Annotated in this window: 17 protein-coding genes; 13 read left to right on the forward strand and 4 right to left on the reverse strand. The window is 63.5% G+C overall.

Annotated elements, in window-relative coordinates; all coding sequences use genetic code 11:
- Positions 1-5 precede the first annotated feature (5 nt).
- The 7 genes from recO to lnt all read left to right on the forward strand — a co-directional run bounded on the left by recO (position 6) and on the right by lnt (position 6,841).
- Complete coding sequence (recO, locus tag GNH96_RS09380) at positions 6-752, forward strand: DNA repair protein RecO (protein WP_228719793.1); 747 nt, start codon at positions 6-8, stop codon at positions 750-752.
- Between the two features lie 257 nt (positions 753-1,009).
- Positions 1,010-1,546 carry a hypothetical protein gene (locus GNH96_RS09385; protein WP_169603433.1) on the forward strand — a complete coding sequence of 179 codons (537 nt, stop codon included), beginning with the start codon at positions 1,010-1,012 and terminating at the stop codon, positions 1,544-1,546.
- Between the two features lie 133 nt (positions 1,547-1,679).
- On the forward strand, positions 1,680-3,053 hold the full coding sequence (miaB, locus tag GNH96_RS09390; RefSeq protein WP_169603434.1) for a tRNA (N6-isopentenyl adenosine(37)-C2)-methylthiotransferase MiaB: 1,374 nt from the start codon (positions 1,680-1,682) through the stop codon (positions 3,051-3,053).
- A complete protein-coding gene (locus GNH96_RS09395; protein ID WP_169603435.1) occupies positions 3,046-4,032 on the forward strand; it encodes a PhoH family protein in 987 nt (328 codons plus the stop codon). Before miaB ends, GNH96_RS09395 begins: the two co-directional genes overlap by 8 nt.
- On the forward strand, positions 4,029-4,481 hold the full coding sequence (gene ybeY / locus GNH96_RS09400; protein WP_169603436.1) for an rRNA maturation RNase YbeY: 453 nt from the start codon (positions 4,029-4,031) through the stop codon (positions 4,479-4,481). The genes GNH96_RS09395 and ybeY overlap by 4 nt, the downstream gene beginning before the upstream one ends.
- Positions 4,478-5,332 (forward strand): HlyC/CorC family transporter, encoded by an 855-nt coding sequence (locus GNH96_RS09405; protein ID WP_169603437.1) that lies wholly within the window; start codon positions 4,478-4,480, stop codon positions 5,330-5,332. Before ybeY ends, GNH96_RS09405 begins: the two co-directional genes overlap by 4 nt.
- Positions 5,333-5,335: 3 nt before the next feature.
- Positions 5,336-6,841, forward strand: coding sequence for an apolipoprotein N-acyltransferase (gene lnt, locus GNH96_RS09410; protein ID WP_169603438.1), 1,506 nt, complete (start codon positions 5,336-5,338; stop codon positions 6,839-6,841).
- Here the strand turns inward: lnt and GNH96_RS09415 are convergent.
- Positions 6,838-7,614: a ParA family protein gene (locus GNH96_RS09415; protein WP_169603439.1), complete on the reverse strand. Its 777-nt coding sequence runs from the start codon at positions 7,612-7,614 to the stop codon at positions 6,838-6,840. The two genes, lnt and GNH96_RS09415, sit on opposite strands and share 4 nt — an antisense overlap.
- A 120-nt stretch (positions 7,615-7,734) precedes the next feature.
- Here GNH96_RS09415 and leuS point away from each other — a divergent pair, with 120 nt between their 5' ends.
- From leuS to GNH96_RS09435, 4 genes are read left to right on the forward strand one after another with little or no spacing between them, the layout of a single operon-like run.
- On the forward strand, positions 7,735-10,425 hold the full coding sequence (leuS, locus tag GNH96_RS09420) for a leucine--tRNA ligase (RefSeq protein ID WP_169603440.1): 2,691 nt from the start codon (positions 7,735-7,737) through the stop codon (positions 10,423-10,425).
- Positions 10,426-10,427: 2 nt separating this feature from the next.
- The gene (locus GNH96_RS09425; protein ID WP_228719794.1) at positions 10,428-10,940 is read left to right on the forward strand and encodes an LPS-assembly lipoprotein LptE; all 513 of its coding nucleotides are present in this window, start codon (positions 10,428-10,430) and stop codon (positions 10,938-10,940) included.
- Positions 10,937-11,941, forward strand: a complete 1,005-nt coding sequence (holA, locus tag GNH96_RS09430; protein ID WP_169603442.1) for a DNA polymerase III subunit delta — start codon at positions 10,937-10,939, stop codon at positions 11,939-11,941. The genes GNH96_RS09425 and holA overlap by 4 nt, the downstream gene beginning before the upstream one ends.
- Before the next feature lie 26 nt (positions 11,942-11,967).
- Positions 11,968-12,180, forward strand: a complete 213-nt coding sequence (locus GNH96_RS09435; RefSeq protein WP_169603443.1) for a hypothetical protein — start codon at positions 11,968-11,970, stop codon at positions 12,178-12,180.
- 87 nt (positions 12,181-12,267) lie between these two features.
- Here the strand turns inward: GNH96_RS09435 and mepA are convergent, their stop codons facing one another.
- From mepA to GNH96_RS09450, 3 genes are read right to left on the reverse strand one after another with little or no spacing between them, the layout of a single operon-like run.
- Positions 12,268-13,107: a penicillin-insensitive murein endopeptidase gene (mepA, locus tag GNH96_RS09440; protein WP_228719795.1), complete on the reverse strand. Its 840-nt coding sequence runs from the start codon at positions 13,105-13,107 to the stop codon at positions 12,268-12,270.
- A 16-nt stretch (positions 13,108-13,123) separates the two neighbouring features.
- On the reverse strand, positions 13,124-14,200 hold the full coding sequence (locus tag GNH96_RS09445; protein WP_169603444.1) for a hypothetical protein: 1,077 nt from the start codon (positions 14,198-14,200) through the stop codon (positions 13,124-13,126).
- Positions 14,184-15,455, reverse strand: coding sequence for a hypothetical protein (locus GNH96_RS09450; protein ID WP_169603445.1), 1,272 nt, complete (start codon positions 15,453-15,455; stop codon positions 14,184-14,186). The genes GNH96_RS09445 and GNH96_RS09450 overlap by 17 nt, the downstream gene beginning before the upstream one ends.
- An 80-nt stretch (positions 15,456-15,535) precedes the next feature.
- Between GNH96_RS09450 and GNH96_RS09455 the strand changes: the two genes are divergently transcribed.
- Both GNH96_RS09455 and GNH96_RS09460 read left to right on the forward strand, forming a co-directional pair.
- A complete protein-coding gene (locus GNH96_RS09455; protein WP_169603446.1) occupies positions 15,536-15,673 on the forward strand; it encodes a hypothetical protein in 138 nt (45 codons plus the stop codon).
- A gap of 30 nt (positions 15,674-15,703) precedes the next feature.
- Positions 15,704-17,344 (forward strand): ATP-binding protein, encoded by a 1,641-nt coding sequence (locus GNH96_RS09460; RefSeq protein WP_169603447.1) that lies wholly within the window; start codon positions 15,704-15,706, stop codon positions 17,342-17,344.
- Positions 17,345-17,424 lie beyond the last annotated feature (80 nt).

Genomic DNA, 17,424 nt, shown 5'->3' on the forward strand with positions numbered 1-17,424 from the left:
CTCGTATGTTCTTCCCCCGCATGCCGAATGAAGCCCTGCAGCGGGGCGACCCGAGCCGTGTACTGCTTGACAGTGCCTTCGTGCTGCACCGGCGCGATTACCGCGAAACCAGCCTCATTCTCGAACTGTTCACGCTCCATCATGGCCGCATCGGCCTGATCGCCAAGGGCGCCCGCCGCGGCAGGCAGGGGCTGGCGCCGGTACTGCAGCCTTTCGTGCCTCTCCTGGTGTCCTGGTGCGGACGAGGCGAGCTTGCCACTCTGACTCAAGCGGAAGCCGGCGGTTCCGGCCTCAGGCTCCAGCACACTGCGCTGTTCTGCGGCTTCTACCTGAACGAACTCCTGATGAAGTTGCTGCCGTCGCACGATCCCCATCCCGAGCTATTCAACGCCTATCGGCACGCCCTGGCAGACCTCGCCGCTGATGAGGATCCCGAAACTGCGCTACGCGGTTTCGAGCTCTCGCTGCTGGAGGACATCGGTTATGGCCTGCAGCTCGTGGCGGAGGCAGTCGGCGGACAGGCTGTCCGGCCCGACAGACTTTACACTTACCGGATCGAAGCCGGCCCTGTCCCCGCCACCGAGGATGAGGCCGATGCGGTGCTCGGCGCTACCCTCCTGGCCTTGCGCGATCGCCGCTTCGACTCGCCCGAAACCCGCACGGAAGCCAAGCGCCTGATGCGGCGAATCATCGCCCATCATCTGGAAGGGCGGGCGCTCAAGAGCCGTGAGCTGTTCCGGAACTCGCCTTGAGTTCGCCTCCCCGGCCAGGCGCCGTTCGACGTGGCGGACATCCGGCCGCGCGCTGATCAGGCACGTCATTGCGCGAAGCGGAACGGGCGGGATCGGGTCTCGATGGTGCTTGAATATCCGCAAGAAGGGGCAAGGCGATCGAGTCGATGGCTAACGATTGACAGCGGTCGTCAAAAGGACTAAGAGTCCATTTATCCTGACGAAATAGATCTTCGCCGGGAAACATTCACACCGTAACGCCGGTAAGGGGGTTGGCCATGAAACGACTGTATTACCTTACGGACACTCTCGACAGCGTGGAGAGGATAGCCGAGGCTTTGCATAAGGAGGGCGTATCCGACTGGAACTTCCACGTCATCAGCAAGGACCAGGCGGGTCTGTACCGCCGCCACATCCATTCGGCGAACTTCGTCCAGAAGTCCGATGTGGTGCGCTACGCCGAGCGCGGGGCCATGGTGGGATTCCTCTGTTCCATCCTCGGCAGCGTTTATGTCGCCAGCGAGCAGCCATTCGGTCCCGACATGAGCGGGATGGTTTATTTTGCGATTTTCGGCTTCGTGACACTGTTCGGCGTCTGGGTGGGCGGACTGATGGGAATGGCCACCGAGAATCAGAAGATCGCCGCCTATCACGGCGAGATCGAGGCTGGGAAGCACCTTATCCTCATCGATGCCAAGGCTGAAGAGGAAGAGCGCGTCCGCGAGCTGATGGCGCGCACCTATCCGGACGCGCATTTGCTGCGGGTGGGGTCGACCCTGATCAATCCATTCAAATTTGCACGACCCGCCGTCTGATGGCCGGCGGCAGCCGGTCCGAGCCCTTCTTTCCATGAAGGGGCGGGCCGGTTTTTCGTTTGGTTCTCGCAAGTCTGCTAGAATAGCGCCATTCCCCGATGCTGATCCCCGACGGTTCCGCAACCCGAAACACATGCCGCAAAAGCTCTACATCGAGACCTTCGGCTGCCAGATGAATGAGTACGATTCCGCCAAGATGCGGGATCTGCTCGACGCTTCCGACGGCTTCGTACTCACACAGACGCCCGAAGAGGCGGATGTCCTCCTGCTCAATACCTGCTCGATCCGGGAAAAGGCCCAGGAAAAAGTCTTCTCGCAACTGGGCCGTTGGCGCCCGATCAAGCTCCGGCGTCCCGAGGTGATCATCGGTGTGGGCGGCTGCGTGGCAAGCCAGGAAGGCGAGGCCCTGCAGAAGCGGGCGCCCTATGTCGACATCGTGTTCGGCCCACAGACGCTGCACCGCCTGCCCGCCATGGTCGAGCAGGTCAGGCGCGACCGGCAGCCGGTGGTGGACGTGTCGTTCCCGGCGATCGAAAAATTCGACGCGCTGCCCGAGCCGCGCGCCGAAGGCCCCAAGGCCTACGTGTCGGTGATGGAAGGCTGCAGCAAGTACTGCACCTTCTGTGTCGTGCCCTATACCCGTGGCGAGGAAATCAGCCGCCCGGTCGACGATGTGGTCGCCGAGGTCGTGGCGCTGGCGGCGCAGGGTGTCCGCGAGATCAACCTGCTGGGCCAGAACGTGAATGCGTATCGCGGCGCGCTGGCCGACGGCGGCGTGGCCGATCTGGCCCTGCTGCTGCATTACGTGGCGGCGGTGGACGGCATCGACCGCATCCGCTTCACCACCTCGCATCCGGTGGAGTTTTCCGACAGCCTGATCGAGGCTTTCCGCGACATTCCGCAACTGGTCAGCCATCTGCACCTCCCGGTCCAGAGCGGCAGCGACCGGATTCTCGGGCTGATGAAACGGGGACATACCCGCGCCGAGTACATCGACAGGATCGCCCGGCTGCGCGAGGTTCGGCCCGATCTGAGTCTGTCGTCGGATTTCATCGTCGGCTTTCCGGGCGAAACCGACGACGATTTCGAGGACACGATGGCGCTGATCGGCCAGCTCGGCTTCGACCATTCCTTCAGTTTCATCTTCAGCGCCCGGCCGGGTACACCGGCGGCGGAAATGATCGACGATGTGGCACTGGAAACCAAGCGCGCGCGTCTGGCCCGATTGCAGGCCAAAATCGCGTCGCAGGCCGCGGCCATCTCTTCGGGGATGCTGAACAGCGTGCAATCGGTGCTGGTCGAAGGCACTTCACGCAAGGATTTCAGCGAACTCAGCGGCCGCACCGAGAACAATCGGGTGGTGAATTTCGAAGGCCATCCGCGTCTCATCGGCCAGTTCGTCGACGTGGTGATCACCGACGCCCTGCCCAATTCGCTACGCGGCCGGATCGTTGGATTGGCCTGCGAGTCCCGCCCCGTCTCAGCAGTGACCGCTCAAGTTGCCTAATCATCCCAGTTCATTGCAGTTGCTCCTGGAGCCGTCGGACAATGCCCGGCTCGCGAACCTGTGCGGCCAGTTCGACGAGCACCTGCGCCAGATCGAGCGGCGCCTCGGGGTTGAAATCCAAAACCGCGGCAACCAGTTCCAGATCATCGGCGCCGGCAAGGCAGCCCGGGCGGCCTTCGCGGTGATCCGCAGCCTGTTCGACGCGGCCCAGCACGAGATCATCACGCCGGAGCGGGTTCATTTGTCGCTGCAGACCGCGAATGTCGATACGCTGGTGAGCGAAGCCGCCGCTCCCGAAGAGGAGGTGCTGATCCGCACCAAGCGCTCGGTGATCCGGGCGCGCGGGACCAACCAGCGGAAATACCTGCAGAACATCGAGCAGCACGACATCAATTTCGGCATCGGTCCCGCCGGTACCGGCAAGACCTATCTGGCGGTCGCCTGCGCCGTGGCGGCGCTGGAGCAGGAACAGGTCCGGCGCCTGGTGCTGGCGCGGCCGGCGGTCGAGGCGGGAGAAAAGCTGGGCTTTCTGCCGGGCGACATGGCGCAGAAGATCGATCCGTATCTGCGTCCGCTGTACGATGCTCTGTATGAGATGCTCGGCTTCGAACGCGTCGCCAAGCTGATCGAGCGCAACGTGATCGAAGTGGCGCCGCTCGCCTTCATGCGCGGGCGGACCCTCAACGATTCCTTCATCATTCTCGACGAAGCCCAAAATACGACGATAGAACAGATCAAAATGTTCCTGACCCGGGTGGGTTTCGGCTCCCGCGCGGTCATCACCGGCGACATCACCCAGACCGACCTGCCGCGCAACAAGGAATCCGGGTTGCGCCACGTGCTGCAGGTGCTGCGCGATGTGGAAGGCATCAGTTTCACCTTCTTCAGCACCCGCGACGTGGTGCGTCACCCGCTGGTCCAGCGCATCGTCGCTGCCTACGAAGCACACGAGAAGGCACAGCAGGAGGGAGGCGAATGATCGATCTGACCCTGCAGCAAGCGACCGTTTCGACGGTGCCGGACGAGTCGGAGTTCCGTATCTGGGCGGCGGCGGCGGCGGAGAGGCGGGATGCGGAAGTCGTCATCCGCATCGTCGACGCGGACGAAAGTGCGAGATTGAATTCGACCTACCGAGGTAAAACCGGGCCGACCAATGTGTTGAGTTTCCCTTTCACGGTCCCGGCGGGTGTACCCAATGCTCTGCTGGGTGATCTGGTGATCTGCGCGCCGGTGGTGGAGCGCGAGGCGCGGGAGCAGGGCAAGGCTCCCAAGGCCCACTGGGCCCACATGGTCGTCCACGGCATGCTGCATCTGCAGGGCTACGATCACATCGAAGATGCGGATGCGGAAGTCATGGAAAACCGCGAAATCATGATACTGCGCGGCTTGGGCATCGAAAATCCCTATCTGGAGATTGAGTCGCAATGAGCGAGGAACACTCGGGCGAACATCGAAGTTGGCTGGAGCGGCTCGTGCACTTCCTGTCCGGCGAGCCGGAAAGCCGGGAGGAGTTGCTCGAGGCGCTCCGGCATGCCCAGAAGCGTCAACTGATCGAAACCGAAGCCCTCAATATGATCGAAGGCGTGCTGCAGGTCTCCGAGCTTCGCGTCCGGGACATCATGATTCCCAGGGCGCAGATGGCGGTGGTGCCCCAGGATGCCGAACTGGAAAGAGTTTTCCCGCTGGTCGTCGAGTCGGGCCATTCCCGTTATCCGGTCATTGCCGACGACCGCGCCGAAGTGGTGGGCATCCTTTTAGTCAAGGATCTCCTGGCGCATAGCCTCCGCAACCGCCAGCTCAAGGTCTCCGAAATCATGCGCCCGGCCCTGTTCGTGCCGGAGAGCAAGCGCCTCAATGTGCTGTTGAAAGAGTTCAAGACCTCCCGTAGCCACATGGCCATCGTCGTCGACGAATACGGCGGCGCCGCCGGCCTGGTGACCATCGAGGACGTGCTGGAGCAGATCGTCGGCGAAATCGAGGACGAGCACGATCTGGGCGAGGAAGAGTACATCTTCCGGAAGAACGATCAGGAGTACACCCTGAAAGCCATCACGCCCATCGAGGAATTCAACGAATATTTCGGCACGGATTTCGAAGACGATGAATACGACACCGTGGGAGGAATGATCGTGCATCGCCTGGGACACGTCCCGGAACGGGGCGAGCGGATCGAGATCGGCCCCTTTCGCTTTACCGTGATTCGCGCCGACAGTCGGCGCGTGCATCTCTTGAGGCTGCTGCGCCTATCTCCGGACGCCCTCAGTCCGGCGCCGGGCTGAAGGATGAAGTCCGTGCTGCTAGCGCTGGTCGGCGGTGCGCTGCTGCCGCTCGCCTTCGCGCCATTCGGCTACGCGCTGGTGGCACTGCTGTCGCTGGCCTTGCTGTTCCGGGTCTGGCTGAATGCTTCCCCTCCGAGAGCGGCCATGTACGGCTATCTGTTCGGGCTGGGGCAGTTCGGGGTCGGCGTGTCCTGGGTGTTCATCAGCATGCACGAATTCGGCGGCAGCGACGTGTTTTCCGCCGCTGGCCTGACCGCGCTGTTCGTGGCCTATCTGGCTTTGTTTCCGGCGTTGGCGGGCTGGCTCGGCGTCACCGTCGGCGGCGGTTCGGTGCTCGTTCGGGCGTTGCTGGTATTCCCCGCCGCCTGGGTCGTCACCGAATGGCTCCGGGGCTGGCTGTTCAGCGGTTTCCCCTGGCTGCAGATCGGCTATAGCCAGACCGATACCGGATTGCGCAGCATTGCGCCGGTGTTCGGCGTGTTCGGGGTAGGCTGGCTGCTCGCCGTACTGGCCGGTCTGGTGCTGAGCGCCTGGTTGCTGGACCGGCGCGGTCGCCGATTGGCACTGCTCGGCGCCGCGGTCGTGCTGGTCGGCAGTACCCAGTTCGCGAAGGTGCAATGGACTCAACCCGCCGGCGATCCGATCCGTGTCACGCTGTTGCAGGGCAATGTGCCGCAAGACCAGAAGTGGCGGCCGGAAGCGAAAAGCGCCACCGTCCAAATGTACGTCGACATGACCCGCCAGCATTGGGATTCCCGGCTGATCGTATGGCCTGAGACCGCGGTGCCGGCGTTCTACCAGCAAGTGGCCGAGAGCTTCATGGCGCCGCTGGAGGCGGAGGCCCGCCAGCACGGTGTCGACATTCTGGTCGGTGTGCCTTACTACGAGGCCCAGGGTGACCGCTACTACAATGCGGTCGTGACGCTGGGCGCAAAGCCGGGCCGCTATTTCAAGCGCCACCTGGTGCCGTTCGGGGAGTTCCTGCCGTTGCGGCCGGTGCTGGGCTTCGTGCTGGATATCCTGCAGATCCCGCTGGCGGATTTCACCGCCGGGGCACCCCGCCAGACGCTGCTCCAGGCGGCGGGCTATCCGCTGATCGCGTCGATCTGCTATGAGGACATCTTCGGCCAGGAATCGCTGGCGGGGTTACCGGAAGGGGCCTATCTGGTGAACGTCACCAACGACGCCTGGTTCGGCGATTCGTTCGCACCCTACCAGCACTGGCAGAAGGCGAGGATGCGGGCATTGGAGACAGGGCGTTACATGCTGCGCGCCACCAACACCGGCGTTACCGGCATCATCGACGCCAGCGGCAAGCCGGTCGCCGTTGCGCCCATGTTTCGGCGTGAGGCGCTGACCGGCATGCTGCAGCCCATGGCGGGCGCGACACCCTATGCTTTGTGGGGTGACTGGCCGGCGGTCGGGCTATGCGCGGGGATCATCGGTGCCTGCTTTTTCAGACGCCGCCGCAACGTCTTGCTTCCTCCCCCTCGGGGTGGGGGGAGCTAGGTCTCCAGCTCGTCGAACAAGGCCTGGAATTCATTGGACAGCTTGTGGTCCGGCGCATAGTAAAGCAGGGGCTTGGATTCGCTGTGCGATTCCCTGACCTTCACCGAGGGTGAAATCCGGGTATCCAGTACGGGGTGGCCTTCGGCGAGCAGTTCCTCGACCAGCTTCTGCGGCAGACTGGCGCGACTCTGGTACTGATTGACGATGATGCCTTCCAGCATCAGGCCGTCATTGTGGTCCGCCTTGATTTCGGCGATCACCGCCAGCAGGTTGTACAGGGCCTCGCGCGAGAAGGCATCGCAATCGAACGGGATCAGGCAGCGGCGAGCCGCGATCAGGGCCGAGCGGCTGTAGAAATTCAGGACCGGCGGCGTGTCGATGAAGACCCGGTCGAAGCCCGAGAGGGCTTCCAACGCCTCGCGCAGCTTGTAGATCTTGTAGCGGGATTCCAGCCGCCCCTGCAGCGGCTCGAGCTCGGGGTGTGAAGGTGCAATGTACAGATTGGGATAGGGGGTCTCGTGGATAACCGCATTCAGCCCCTCGTCCTGGCCTTTGCCGAACAGGCTCAGGCCCAATGTGTCCTTGAAGAAGCGCGCGATGGTGCGGTCCTGGTCCGCCACCTTCTGACCCAAAAGATAATGGGTGGAATTGCCCTGGACATCCAGATCGATGACCAGCGTCTTCTTGCCTTTGGCGGCGCTGATGGCGGCGAGATTGCAAGTGATGGTCGATTTACCGACGCCGCCCTTCTGGTTGAATATGACCCTATGCATGATTGTCTCCCCCGAACGCTGCCGCTCCTTAAATAAGCGTTCATCGCCTGTTTCGGCTTCAGATTCGACGCGGCGTCCGGTATTCTAGCCACTTTTGCTTGATTGATCGAATCGGTTCGAATGGAAGAGATTTACAGTCCGAAGGCCATTGAAGAGGCCGTGCAACGCGCTTGGGAAGAGGGCGGGGTTTTTCGCGCCAAGGAAGACCCGAGCCGCGAAAAATTCTACTGCCTCTCCATGTTTCCTTACCCCAGCGGGCGGCTGCACATGGGGCATGTGCGCAATTACACCATCGGCGACGTGATCGCCCGCTACCAGCGCATGCGCGGTAGGAATGTGCTGCAACCCATGGGCTGGGACGCCTTCGGCCTGCCGGCGGAAAATGCGGCGATGCAGAACAAGGTCGCGCCGGCGGCCTGGACCTATGCCAACGCCGATTACATGAGGAAGCAGCTCAAATCCTTAGGGCTGGCGATCGACTGGGACCGGGAGCTGGCGACCTGCAAGCCGGAATATTACCGCTGGGAGCAGTGGCTGTTCACCCGCCTGTTCGAGAAGGGCCTGATCTACAAGAAGACCGCGCCAGTCAACTGGGATCCGGTGGACCAAACCGTGTTGGCCAACGAACAGGTGATCGACGGCCGCGGCTGGCGGTCCGGCGCTGTGGTGGAAAAGCGCGACATCCCCATGTATTTCATGCGGATCACCGCCTACGCCGACGAGCTGCTGGCCGAGCTGGACAATCTCCCCGGCTGGCCCGAACAGGTCAAGACCATGCAGCGCAACTGGATCGGCAAGAGCCACGGCTGCGAGGTGCATTTCCCGATCGTTCCCTCTCTCCCTTTGGGAGAGGGTCGGGGTGAGGACTCGGTGCTGAAGGTCTATACCACCCGTCCCGACACCTTGATGGGCGCGACCTATGTCGCCGTGGCGGCGGAGCACCCCTTGGCGCTGGCTGCGGCCGAAGGCCATCCCGAGCTGGCCGCGTTCATCGAAGAATGCCGGCATGGCGGCACGGCCGAGGCCGATCTCGCCACCATGGAAAAGAAGGGCATGGCGACGGGACGTTTCGTGATCCATCCGCTGAACGGCGAAAAACTGCCGGTGTGGGTCGCCAACTATGTGTTGTGGGGCTACGGCGAAGGCGCGGTGATGGCGGTGCCGGCGCACGACCAGCGCGACTTCGAGTTCGCCAGCAAATACGGCTTACCGCTCAGAACGGTCATCGCCTCGGTATCAGGCGTCTATGAAACCGTGGATGCCGAAGGCCCCTGGCTGGATGCCTACGCCGAGCACGGCCTCTGCATAAATTCCGGCAAATACGACGGCCTAGCTTTTAGCCAAGCCTTCGACGCCATCGCCGCCGATTTGGAGGCCAAGGGCCTGGGCCAGAAGCGCACCCAGTTCCGCCTGCGCGACTGGGGCATTTCGCGCCAGCGCTACTGGGGCTGCCCGATCCCCATCATCCATTGCCCGAGTTGCGGTGATGTGCCGGTGCCGGCGGACCAGCTGCCGGTGGTGCTGCCGGAAGACGTCACCCTCGACGTCGGCTCGCCGCTCAAGAAGATGCCGGAGTGGTATACGACCGCCTGTCCGAACTGCGGCGGCGCGGCGGAGCGGGAGACCGACACCATGGACACTTTCGTCGAGTCGTCCTGGTATTACGCCCGCTATGCCTGCCCGGACAACAACGATGCCATGCTGGACCAGCGCGCGGACTATTGGCTGCCGGTCGACCAATACATCGGCGGCATTGAGCACGCCATCCTGCACCTGCTCTATGCCCGCTTCTTCCACAAGCTGATGCGCGATACCGGACTGGTCCATTGTGACGAGCCGTTCACCAATCTGCTGACCCAAGGCATGGTGGTCGCTCCCACCTTCTACCGGGAGGAAAGCGGCAAGAAACATTATTTCAGCCCGGCCGAGGTGAACCTGAGCACTGACGAAAAAGGCCGCTTGCTGGGCGCGACCCTGAAGTCCGACGGCGCGCCGGTCATCGTGGGCCACATCGAGAAGATGTCCAAGTCGAAGAACAACGGCGTGGACCCGGAAGCTCTGGTAGACCAGTACGGCGCGGACACCGTGCGGCTGTTCACCCTGTTCGCGGCACCCCCGGATCAGTCGCTGGAATGGTCGGACAGCGGGGTGGAGGGGGCGTTCAGGTTCCTCAAGCGGTTGTGGACGCGGGCCGCGTTCAACGTCAACACGGCGTTTTCGCGTTATGGACGGGACGAATTGCGGGTCGCCGATTGGAGCGTTTTTCCGCTGGAGCCGAACCACAAGGAAGCCCGCCGCCTGATCCACGCGACTCTGAAGCAGGCCAATTTCGATTTCGCCCGCCACCAGTTCAATACCGTGGTCTCGGCGGCGATGAAGATCCTCAACATCCTGGCGGACGACAAGGGATTCTGGAATTGCGACCACCTCCAGGACGAATCGGCCAAGGCCGATTTCCGCCGCAGCGCCGCCGTGGTCGCCTTCGAGGGCTATTCGCTGCTGGCCCGGCTGCTGTACCCGATCACGCCCCATATCTGTGATGCACTCTGGCGGCAACTGGCTCCAGGTACGGATATTCTCGAGGCCGGCTGGCCGGAGGTTGATGAATCCGCCCTGGTGCGAGACGAAATCGAGCTGGTAGTTCAGGTCAACGGCAAGCTGCGCGGAAAGATCGCCGTGGCGGCGGATGCTTCCCGCGAAGCCGTGGAACAGACGGCCTTGGCCGACGCCCAGGTGCAGCGCTTCGTCGAAGGCAAGCCGCCGAAGAAAATCGTCGTCGTGCCGGGCAAGCTGGTCAACATCGTGGTGTGAGTGTGGGCAAGGCTTTCCGGCATCTTTCCCTGATTCTCTTGGCTTCGTTGGCCAGTTGCGGCTTCCATCTACGTGGAGGCGAGACCTCGGACGGTGCCGGTCAAGTCCTCTACCTGGAAAAAGCCGGCGCCAGCCGCGTGGCTTCGAGACTTCCCGAAGCGATCCGCCTGACGGGCGCTCAGCTCTCGCGCAATATGGTCGACGCCAAAGGCGTCATCCGTATCCTCAAGGAAACCGACGAACGCCGCACGATGTCCTTGAACCTGGGCGGGCGCGGCAACCTGTTCGACCTCTATACACGGGTGAGATACGAAGTCACGACGCCACAAGGCGAGATCATCATTCCGCCCCAGGAGGTCGAGGTGAAGCGCGAATATTTCAACAATCAGCTCTCGCCGATCGGCCAGGGGGAGGAGGAATCGCTGCTGCGCTACGAAATGGAGCGGGAAGTCGCGGAAACCCTCGTCCGTCGCGTACTCATCGAGATGAGCCGGAATTCCGGCGGTAAGTCTTGAAGCTGAGGCCGGATCAACTGGCCGGTGCGTTGGAGCGTGGCCTCGCCCCGGTCTATGTTTTCTCCGGAGACGAACCCCTGCAACTGGGTGAAGCTGCGGATGCCGTCCGTGCAGCGGCCCGCGAACGGGGCTATGTCCTGCGGGAACTGTTTCATGTCGAGCCAGGTTTCAGCTGGGGAGCTTTTCTGGAGGCCGGCGATTCCGTACCCCTATTCGGCGACCTGCGCATCCTGGACCTGCGCCTCAATGCCAAGCCGGACAAGGAAGGCGCCGCTGCACTGCTGCGCTATCTCGAAAATCCGCCGTCGGATGCGATCCTCATCCTCACCTTGCCGCGCTTGACCAAGGATGAGTTGAATGCCGCCTGGGCGCGCGCCGCTGACTCGGCGGGCGTGCTGGTACAGGTCTGGCCGCTGGAAGGGCGGGAGCTGATCGGCTGGCTGGACCGGCGCCTGAATCGCTTCGGCATGCTGGCGGACCAGTCCGGCCTCCGGTTCCTGGCTGCTCGGGTGGAGGGCAATCTGCTGGCGGCCGCGCAGGAGATCGAAAAGCTCCGTATTCTGTACGGCGCCGGGCGGATCGAAGACGACCAGATCCTGTCCGCCGTTTCCGATTGCGCCCGTTACGACGTCTTCGATGTCGCCGCCGCCATGCTTGAAGGGCGACTTGTCCGAACCTTGAGAATCCTGCGGGGACTCGAAGGGGAAGGGGTGGCGCCGCTGGTGGTGCTTTGGGCGGTAGCCCGCGAATTGCGTTCGCTTGCGGCCGTGCAGCGGGAGATGGCACGAGGTCAATCGGTGGATGCCGTTCTGTCCAGGCAGCGGCTAGTCGACAAGCGCAAGGACGCGTTCGCCAAGGCGGCCCGACGTCTGAGCCGGGAGCGCGTGCTCGACGCGATCCGGCTATGCACGCGGGTCGACAGGATGGTCAAAGGGCTGGAGCCCGGCGATCCCTGGGTCGCTCTGGCCGATGTCTGCCTGTGTGTCACCGCTCCCCCCTGATTTAGCGAAGTGAAGGTAAACCGATCATGAGAATCGACAAGCACGGCAACATGGAACTGACCGAAGAGGAAGACGCGGACCTGCTCGAGCAGCTCGAAATCCCGCCCAGCGAGCATGATGATCCGCCGGTGGAAATCGAGTGCGTGAGCACGGAGAACGATGTCGCAACCTTCAAGGCCACCAATACCAAGACCGGCAAGCATGTCTTGATGGTGTTCGATTTGATGAATCCGGATTGAACAAACCGTCGAGTCTCTCGCCGACCGAGTGCCTGCGGGATGTTCCGGGCGCCGAAGGCTATCGGCTGGGGGAGGTCCCCCAGCGCGTCACCGAGCGCTCAGCACCGCCCGGCACGCGCGGGGGAGGGCAGGCGAGGGGGCGGGGCCGTGGTGGTTTTCGGGCAAAGGGCGTAGCGGTGGGAGGGACAGCCACCAGTCCAGCGAGGCGTCGCAGCCGTCGCCGGGTTCCAACGGCTTCTGCGGGATGCAGTCGGGACTGTCCGCGGGGCAGGCCAGGCGCATGTGGAAATGGTCGTCGTGCCGGTGCCAAGGCCGGATTTTCCGCAGCCAGGAGCGGTCGCCGCGCACCGAGCGACAGAGTTCCTGCTTGATGTGGGCGTTGACGAAAATCCGGTCGACGCGGTGGTCGCGGGCGGCGGCTTCGAGGACGCGGGCGTGGTTGGCGTCCCACAGCATGTGGTTGAGCCGGCTCTGGTCGTGGGTCAGCAGGGAGGGGGCGGGAATGTTGCTGCGCAACCCATCGGCGTTGCGGATCAGGTTCGGGTCGAGGGCGAACCAGACGTCGACGTCGATGCCGCTCTGATGGCTGCGGTGGCCGAACCGCATGGGCCCCCCGCGCGGCTGGGACAGGTCGCCGACATGGAGTTCGCCCCAGCGGTTCTGAGCCGTTGCGCGCCCCAGTTCGGTGATGCTGCGGATCAGGTCGGGGTGGCCGTAGTTGCGGTTGCGTTCGAGGTGCATGACCTTGTACCCGTCGCCCTCGGTCGGCAGGCGCACGCCGCCGGCAAGGCATCCTGCCCCGGTTTCGCCGATGGCTTCGGGCGTTCCGGAGGTCGGCGAGACGACGTCGCCCCAGTCGCGGCTTTCCGCCGGCAGGGCGAACACGGACAGCAGCGCGAGGAGTAGGGGCAGACGGCTAGGCTTCATCGGCAACGGCGAACGATCATTTTTCCGGCAATTCCGGGGGCAGGCCGGGCGCTTCCGGCTCGTCGAATTCGGCGTCCTGGCCAAGCTGGAATCGGCGCGAGGCATTGATGATCCAGCCTTTGGCCTTGGCGAGCTTGATGTCCTTGACTTCTTCCTCCAGCAGCAGGCGCTGGCGCTCCAGCGCGAGCAGCTCGATTTCCCTGCGCAGGCGGGCGTCGGCATCGTCCATGGCTTCGGCGCGCCGGGCTTTCGATTGCAGCTCGGCCTCGATTTCCATTTCCCGCAGTTTCTGCTCGTGGCGTACCTGCTCTTCCTTCTGGCGGGCTTCCGCGGCCCGGCGTTCGGCCTGCAGCGCTTCTTCCGCGGCGAGTTCGGCCTTCAGGCGCTCGGTTTCGTGTTCGTGCCTCGCCTGCCTCAATTCAGTCTCATGCCGTTCCAGCGCCAGTCGCGCGTGCTCCCGTTTCAGCCGGGCCACTTCGTCCTGGACCTCCTGTTCGAGGCGTCGCCGTTCGGCTTCGGCAGCGAGGTCGCGCTGACGCTGTAGCAAGGCTCGATACAGCGGCCGGTAAGGCGACCATGGCGGCAAGGCTTCCACTTCCGATTCGTCCAGCGCTTCGAATGCCGGGGTGAGCACGCAGCGCGTGCGGCAGCGGATGGCCTGCGCGGCCAGAGTCTCGTTGGTTCGGGTTTCGATGCGCCGCTCCACCGCTGTGCAGCCCGCGGCCAGCCAGAACGGGTCCTCCAGCACCCGTAATTCTTCCAGCGCCATGTCGAGCAGGACGCGCTGGTAGCGGAGCTTGATGGCATGGGCGAGCTGGTCGAGGCTGTCCGGGTTGCGGCGGGCATAGTCCAGTGTCGGTTGGAACCGTACCGACAGTTCGACGCCGATGCGCAGCGCATCGCCCAGTGTCTGCTCCGGCACCGGCAGAATCCAGTCCTCGATGCTCAGTTCGGTGAGCCGGTGGTAGATGCGCGGCGTGAAATCGCGCGGTTTGAGGAACAGCTTGCGGAACGGCCCGAGCCGCGTGGTGACGACGTAATGGTCGCCGACGAAGCCGGGGTCCCAGCGTTCGGTGTCAAGCTCGCCGTTCATGGGCCTTGCTCTCGATGAACCGTCGTATGTTGCCTTCGCTGATACCCTCGTCCGGGCCGGCCTGCGCGGGTTCCTTCCTCATACATTCGGCCATGATGGGGTAGAGATTGGGCGCGAATTCCACGCTGCGTTCGCTGACCTTCCTGAGGAACCCGCGGTTGAGCAGGAAGGCGACGGTGAACATGCGGTTCCAGTCGGGATAGCGTTTCGCCCGCTCGAGTTCGGTCTTCTCGAACACGAACTCCAGCTCGTCGTTGTCGTTGATGGCGAATTCCGAGAACTGCCGCAGCCCCTGGAAGGCCAGTACCTTCTCCTCCTCGGTCAAGGGCCCCGGCGCGCTGAACTCCAGCCGGTAGGACAGGACGAGGGTGAAGAAATCCACCATGGCGGCGCAGGCGAGCGCGAACAGGGACAGGTCTTCCCACATCGCGAACGAGGGGGTGATGCCGCGGACGAATTCGACGTGGCTGCCCCAGACCGGGGCGGGCACCGGCTTGACACCGTGGACAGACGCCAGATTGTCGGCCTTGGCCTGGACTTGCCGCACCTGTTCCATGAGTTCGGCGTAGACGGCCGGATTCTTGAGATCGGAGGAAAATTTCTGCACCGCGCCGCGCGCGGCCGCGATACGCTGGTCGAGGTCGCCGAAGTTCGACGCCATCTGGCGCAGCCGGTTTTCCTCGGTGAGCTGGAGTTCGTTGTAGTGGTTCCACATCGGTCCCTTGCCCACCCGTTTCCTGCTTTCCTCGCGTATGCCCTGCAGGGTGCCGAGATAGGCCTGGGTGGCCTCCTTCGCCGCCGCTTCGGTCCGCTTCTGCTGGCGCGCCATCAGCGTGCTCTTCAACTGGTTGACCTGGTCGAGATAGTCGTTCAGGTTCTGGTCCAGGGTGCGGTAGCGGGTCAGCAAGGTGTTGTCCTGCTGCGAAAGCTCGTAGAACTTGAAATAGGAGAACGACACCGAGACCAGCAGGGCGACGGCCAGCGTCACGCCGACGGTGAGGAAGCGCGCCAGGTTGGCGCGCCAGTGACAGCTCGCCAGTTCCAGGGAGCAGATCACGATGACCGACTGCACGGCGACGGTGATGATCAGCGCGATCCAGTCCGTAATGAAGTAGGACAGGCCATAATAGGTGGTGTAGCCGGAGGCGAGGCTGAGCAGCAGCACCAGCGGAATGGACCAGATGCGCAGGAGGCCCACGAAGGTGCTCTGCACCGAGTTCAATATCTGTCCGATGCGCCAGACCGATGTGTTCATGTCGTCCTCGTCCGGGCAGAATGGAAACCTTGGCCGCAGGTCATCGATCGAGTCTATGGGCGAATGTGAAGAGGGATGTCATGGAGCCGTTCCTGATTTTCTCCATTATTGCTTTCCTGGTCATCGTCGGCAACGCATTGCTCTTGTTGCGCACGGCGCGAACGCCGAAGCTGCCCGAGACGGTGCGTCCCCAGCCTTGCTGGGACGATGAGGACTGAAGGTTTGTTGCGCCGGGGAGCCAGGTCGTCATGGAAGCCTCCGAAAATTCGCTGATCGGTCGTATCACCGAGGTGCGGGTCGGGCGGTTCGCCGCCCGTCTGCTGTCGGAGGCGGAAGGTTTCCGTAGCGAAATATCGGTGGGGGAAGAAACACAACGGCCCGGCCAGATCGGCGCGTACGTATCGGTCCGGCATGGCGCTTTCCGTATTCTCGCCCTGGTTCGAGAGGTCTCCGGCGGGGCTGCCGGATCGGCCGCCGGCAGCTCGATGCAGTTGGTACCGTTGGGCGAATTCAACGACAAGGGCGCGTTCAGCCGCGGGGTGCGGCGTTATCCGGTGCCGGGGGCCGAGGTCCACGCCGCCTCTCCTCAAGAGATCAACGCCGTGTTCGCCCGCACCCGCAATCTGCGGTTCAACCCGGGCTATCTGCCGAATCATCCCGCGACCGGCGTCTATCTCGACCCCTCCGCCCTGTGCGCCCGGCATTTCGCCATCCTCGGCCAGTCCGGCGCGGGCAAGTCCTGGACCGTGGCCAGCCTGATCCAGCGCCTGCTCGTCTCCAGCCCCAAGGCGCACATCATCGTGCTGGACCTGCACGGCGAATACTGCTGGCGCGGCGCCGAAGGCGCGCTCCATAGCGCATTTCCGCCCGAGGCCACCCGGGCGATGGATGCCCGCGAGCTGGAAATTCCCTACTGGCTGATGAGTTTCGCCGAGCTGGTGGATCTCCTGATCGAGCGCGACGATCCGGCGGCCTCGATCCAGACGGCCTTCCTGCGCGAAGCCGTGTTCGAGCTCAAGCGGCGCAGCGCCCGCGAGCTGGGTCTGGCGGGGGTGTCGATCGATGCGCCGGTGTATTTCTCCCTGCAGGAGGTGTACGAGCGTTTCAAGGAGGCCAACGAACACCGGACCGATTTCGGCAAGACCAAGGGCCCGCTGTTCGGGCAATTCGACGAATTCCTGCTCAAGCTCGGCAGCCGGCTGCATGACGTGCGCTACGATTTTCTGCTCAAGCCGAGCCGCCGCAACCGTTCGGAAACCTTGCCCGGTTTGCTGCGGGATTTCGTCGGCTTGGGCGAGCCGCATTGCCAGGTCAGCGTGATCGACCTGAGTCCCGTGCCATTCGACGTGCGCCCCACCGTCTCCGCCCAGATCGGCCGGCTGGCTTTCGAGTTCAACTACTGGAACCCCGACCGGCGAGAGTTTCCCATCCTCCTGGTCTGCGAAGAGGCGCACGCCTACATCCCCCGCGAGCGCGCCACCCCGTATGAAGGCACGCGGAAGTCGATGGAGCGCATCGCCAGGGAGGGACGCAAGTACGGCGTCGGCCTCGCCGTGGTCAGCCAGCGCCCGCACGAACTTTCCGAGACGGTGCTCTCGCAGTGCGGGTCCTACCTCTGCCTGAGGATCAGCAACCCGGACGACCAAGCCTATGTCCGCAAACTGGTGCCCGAAGGCGAGGCCGATCTGGTGGATGTCCTCACCGTGCTGGGCCGGGGCGAAGCCCTGATCCTGGGCGAGGCGACCCCGTTGCCGGTGCGCTGCCAGATCTTCAGGCCCGACCCGCCACCCAACAGCAATGACGTGGACTTCCATAAAGCCTGGACCACCGATGCCGACGACCTCGACATCGAGGCGATCGTCAGATGCTGGTGGAGCCAGGGGCGGTAAGTCATATGTCGGCCGTTCCTAGGCTTGTATGTGTCTTGCCGCGGGTGTATGAGTACGGCTGAGCAAGCCGGGACGATGTG

Source organism: Methylococcus geothermalis, from assembly GCF_012769535.1.
Lineage (GTDB): Bacteria > Pseudomonadota > Gammaproteobacteria > Methylococcales > Methylococcaceae > Methylococcus > Methylococcus geothermalis.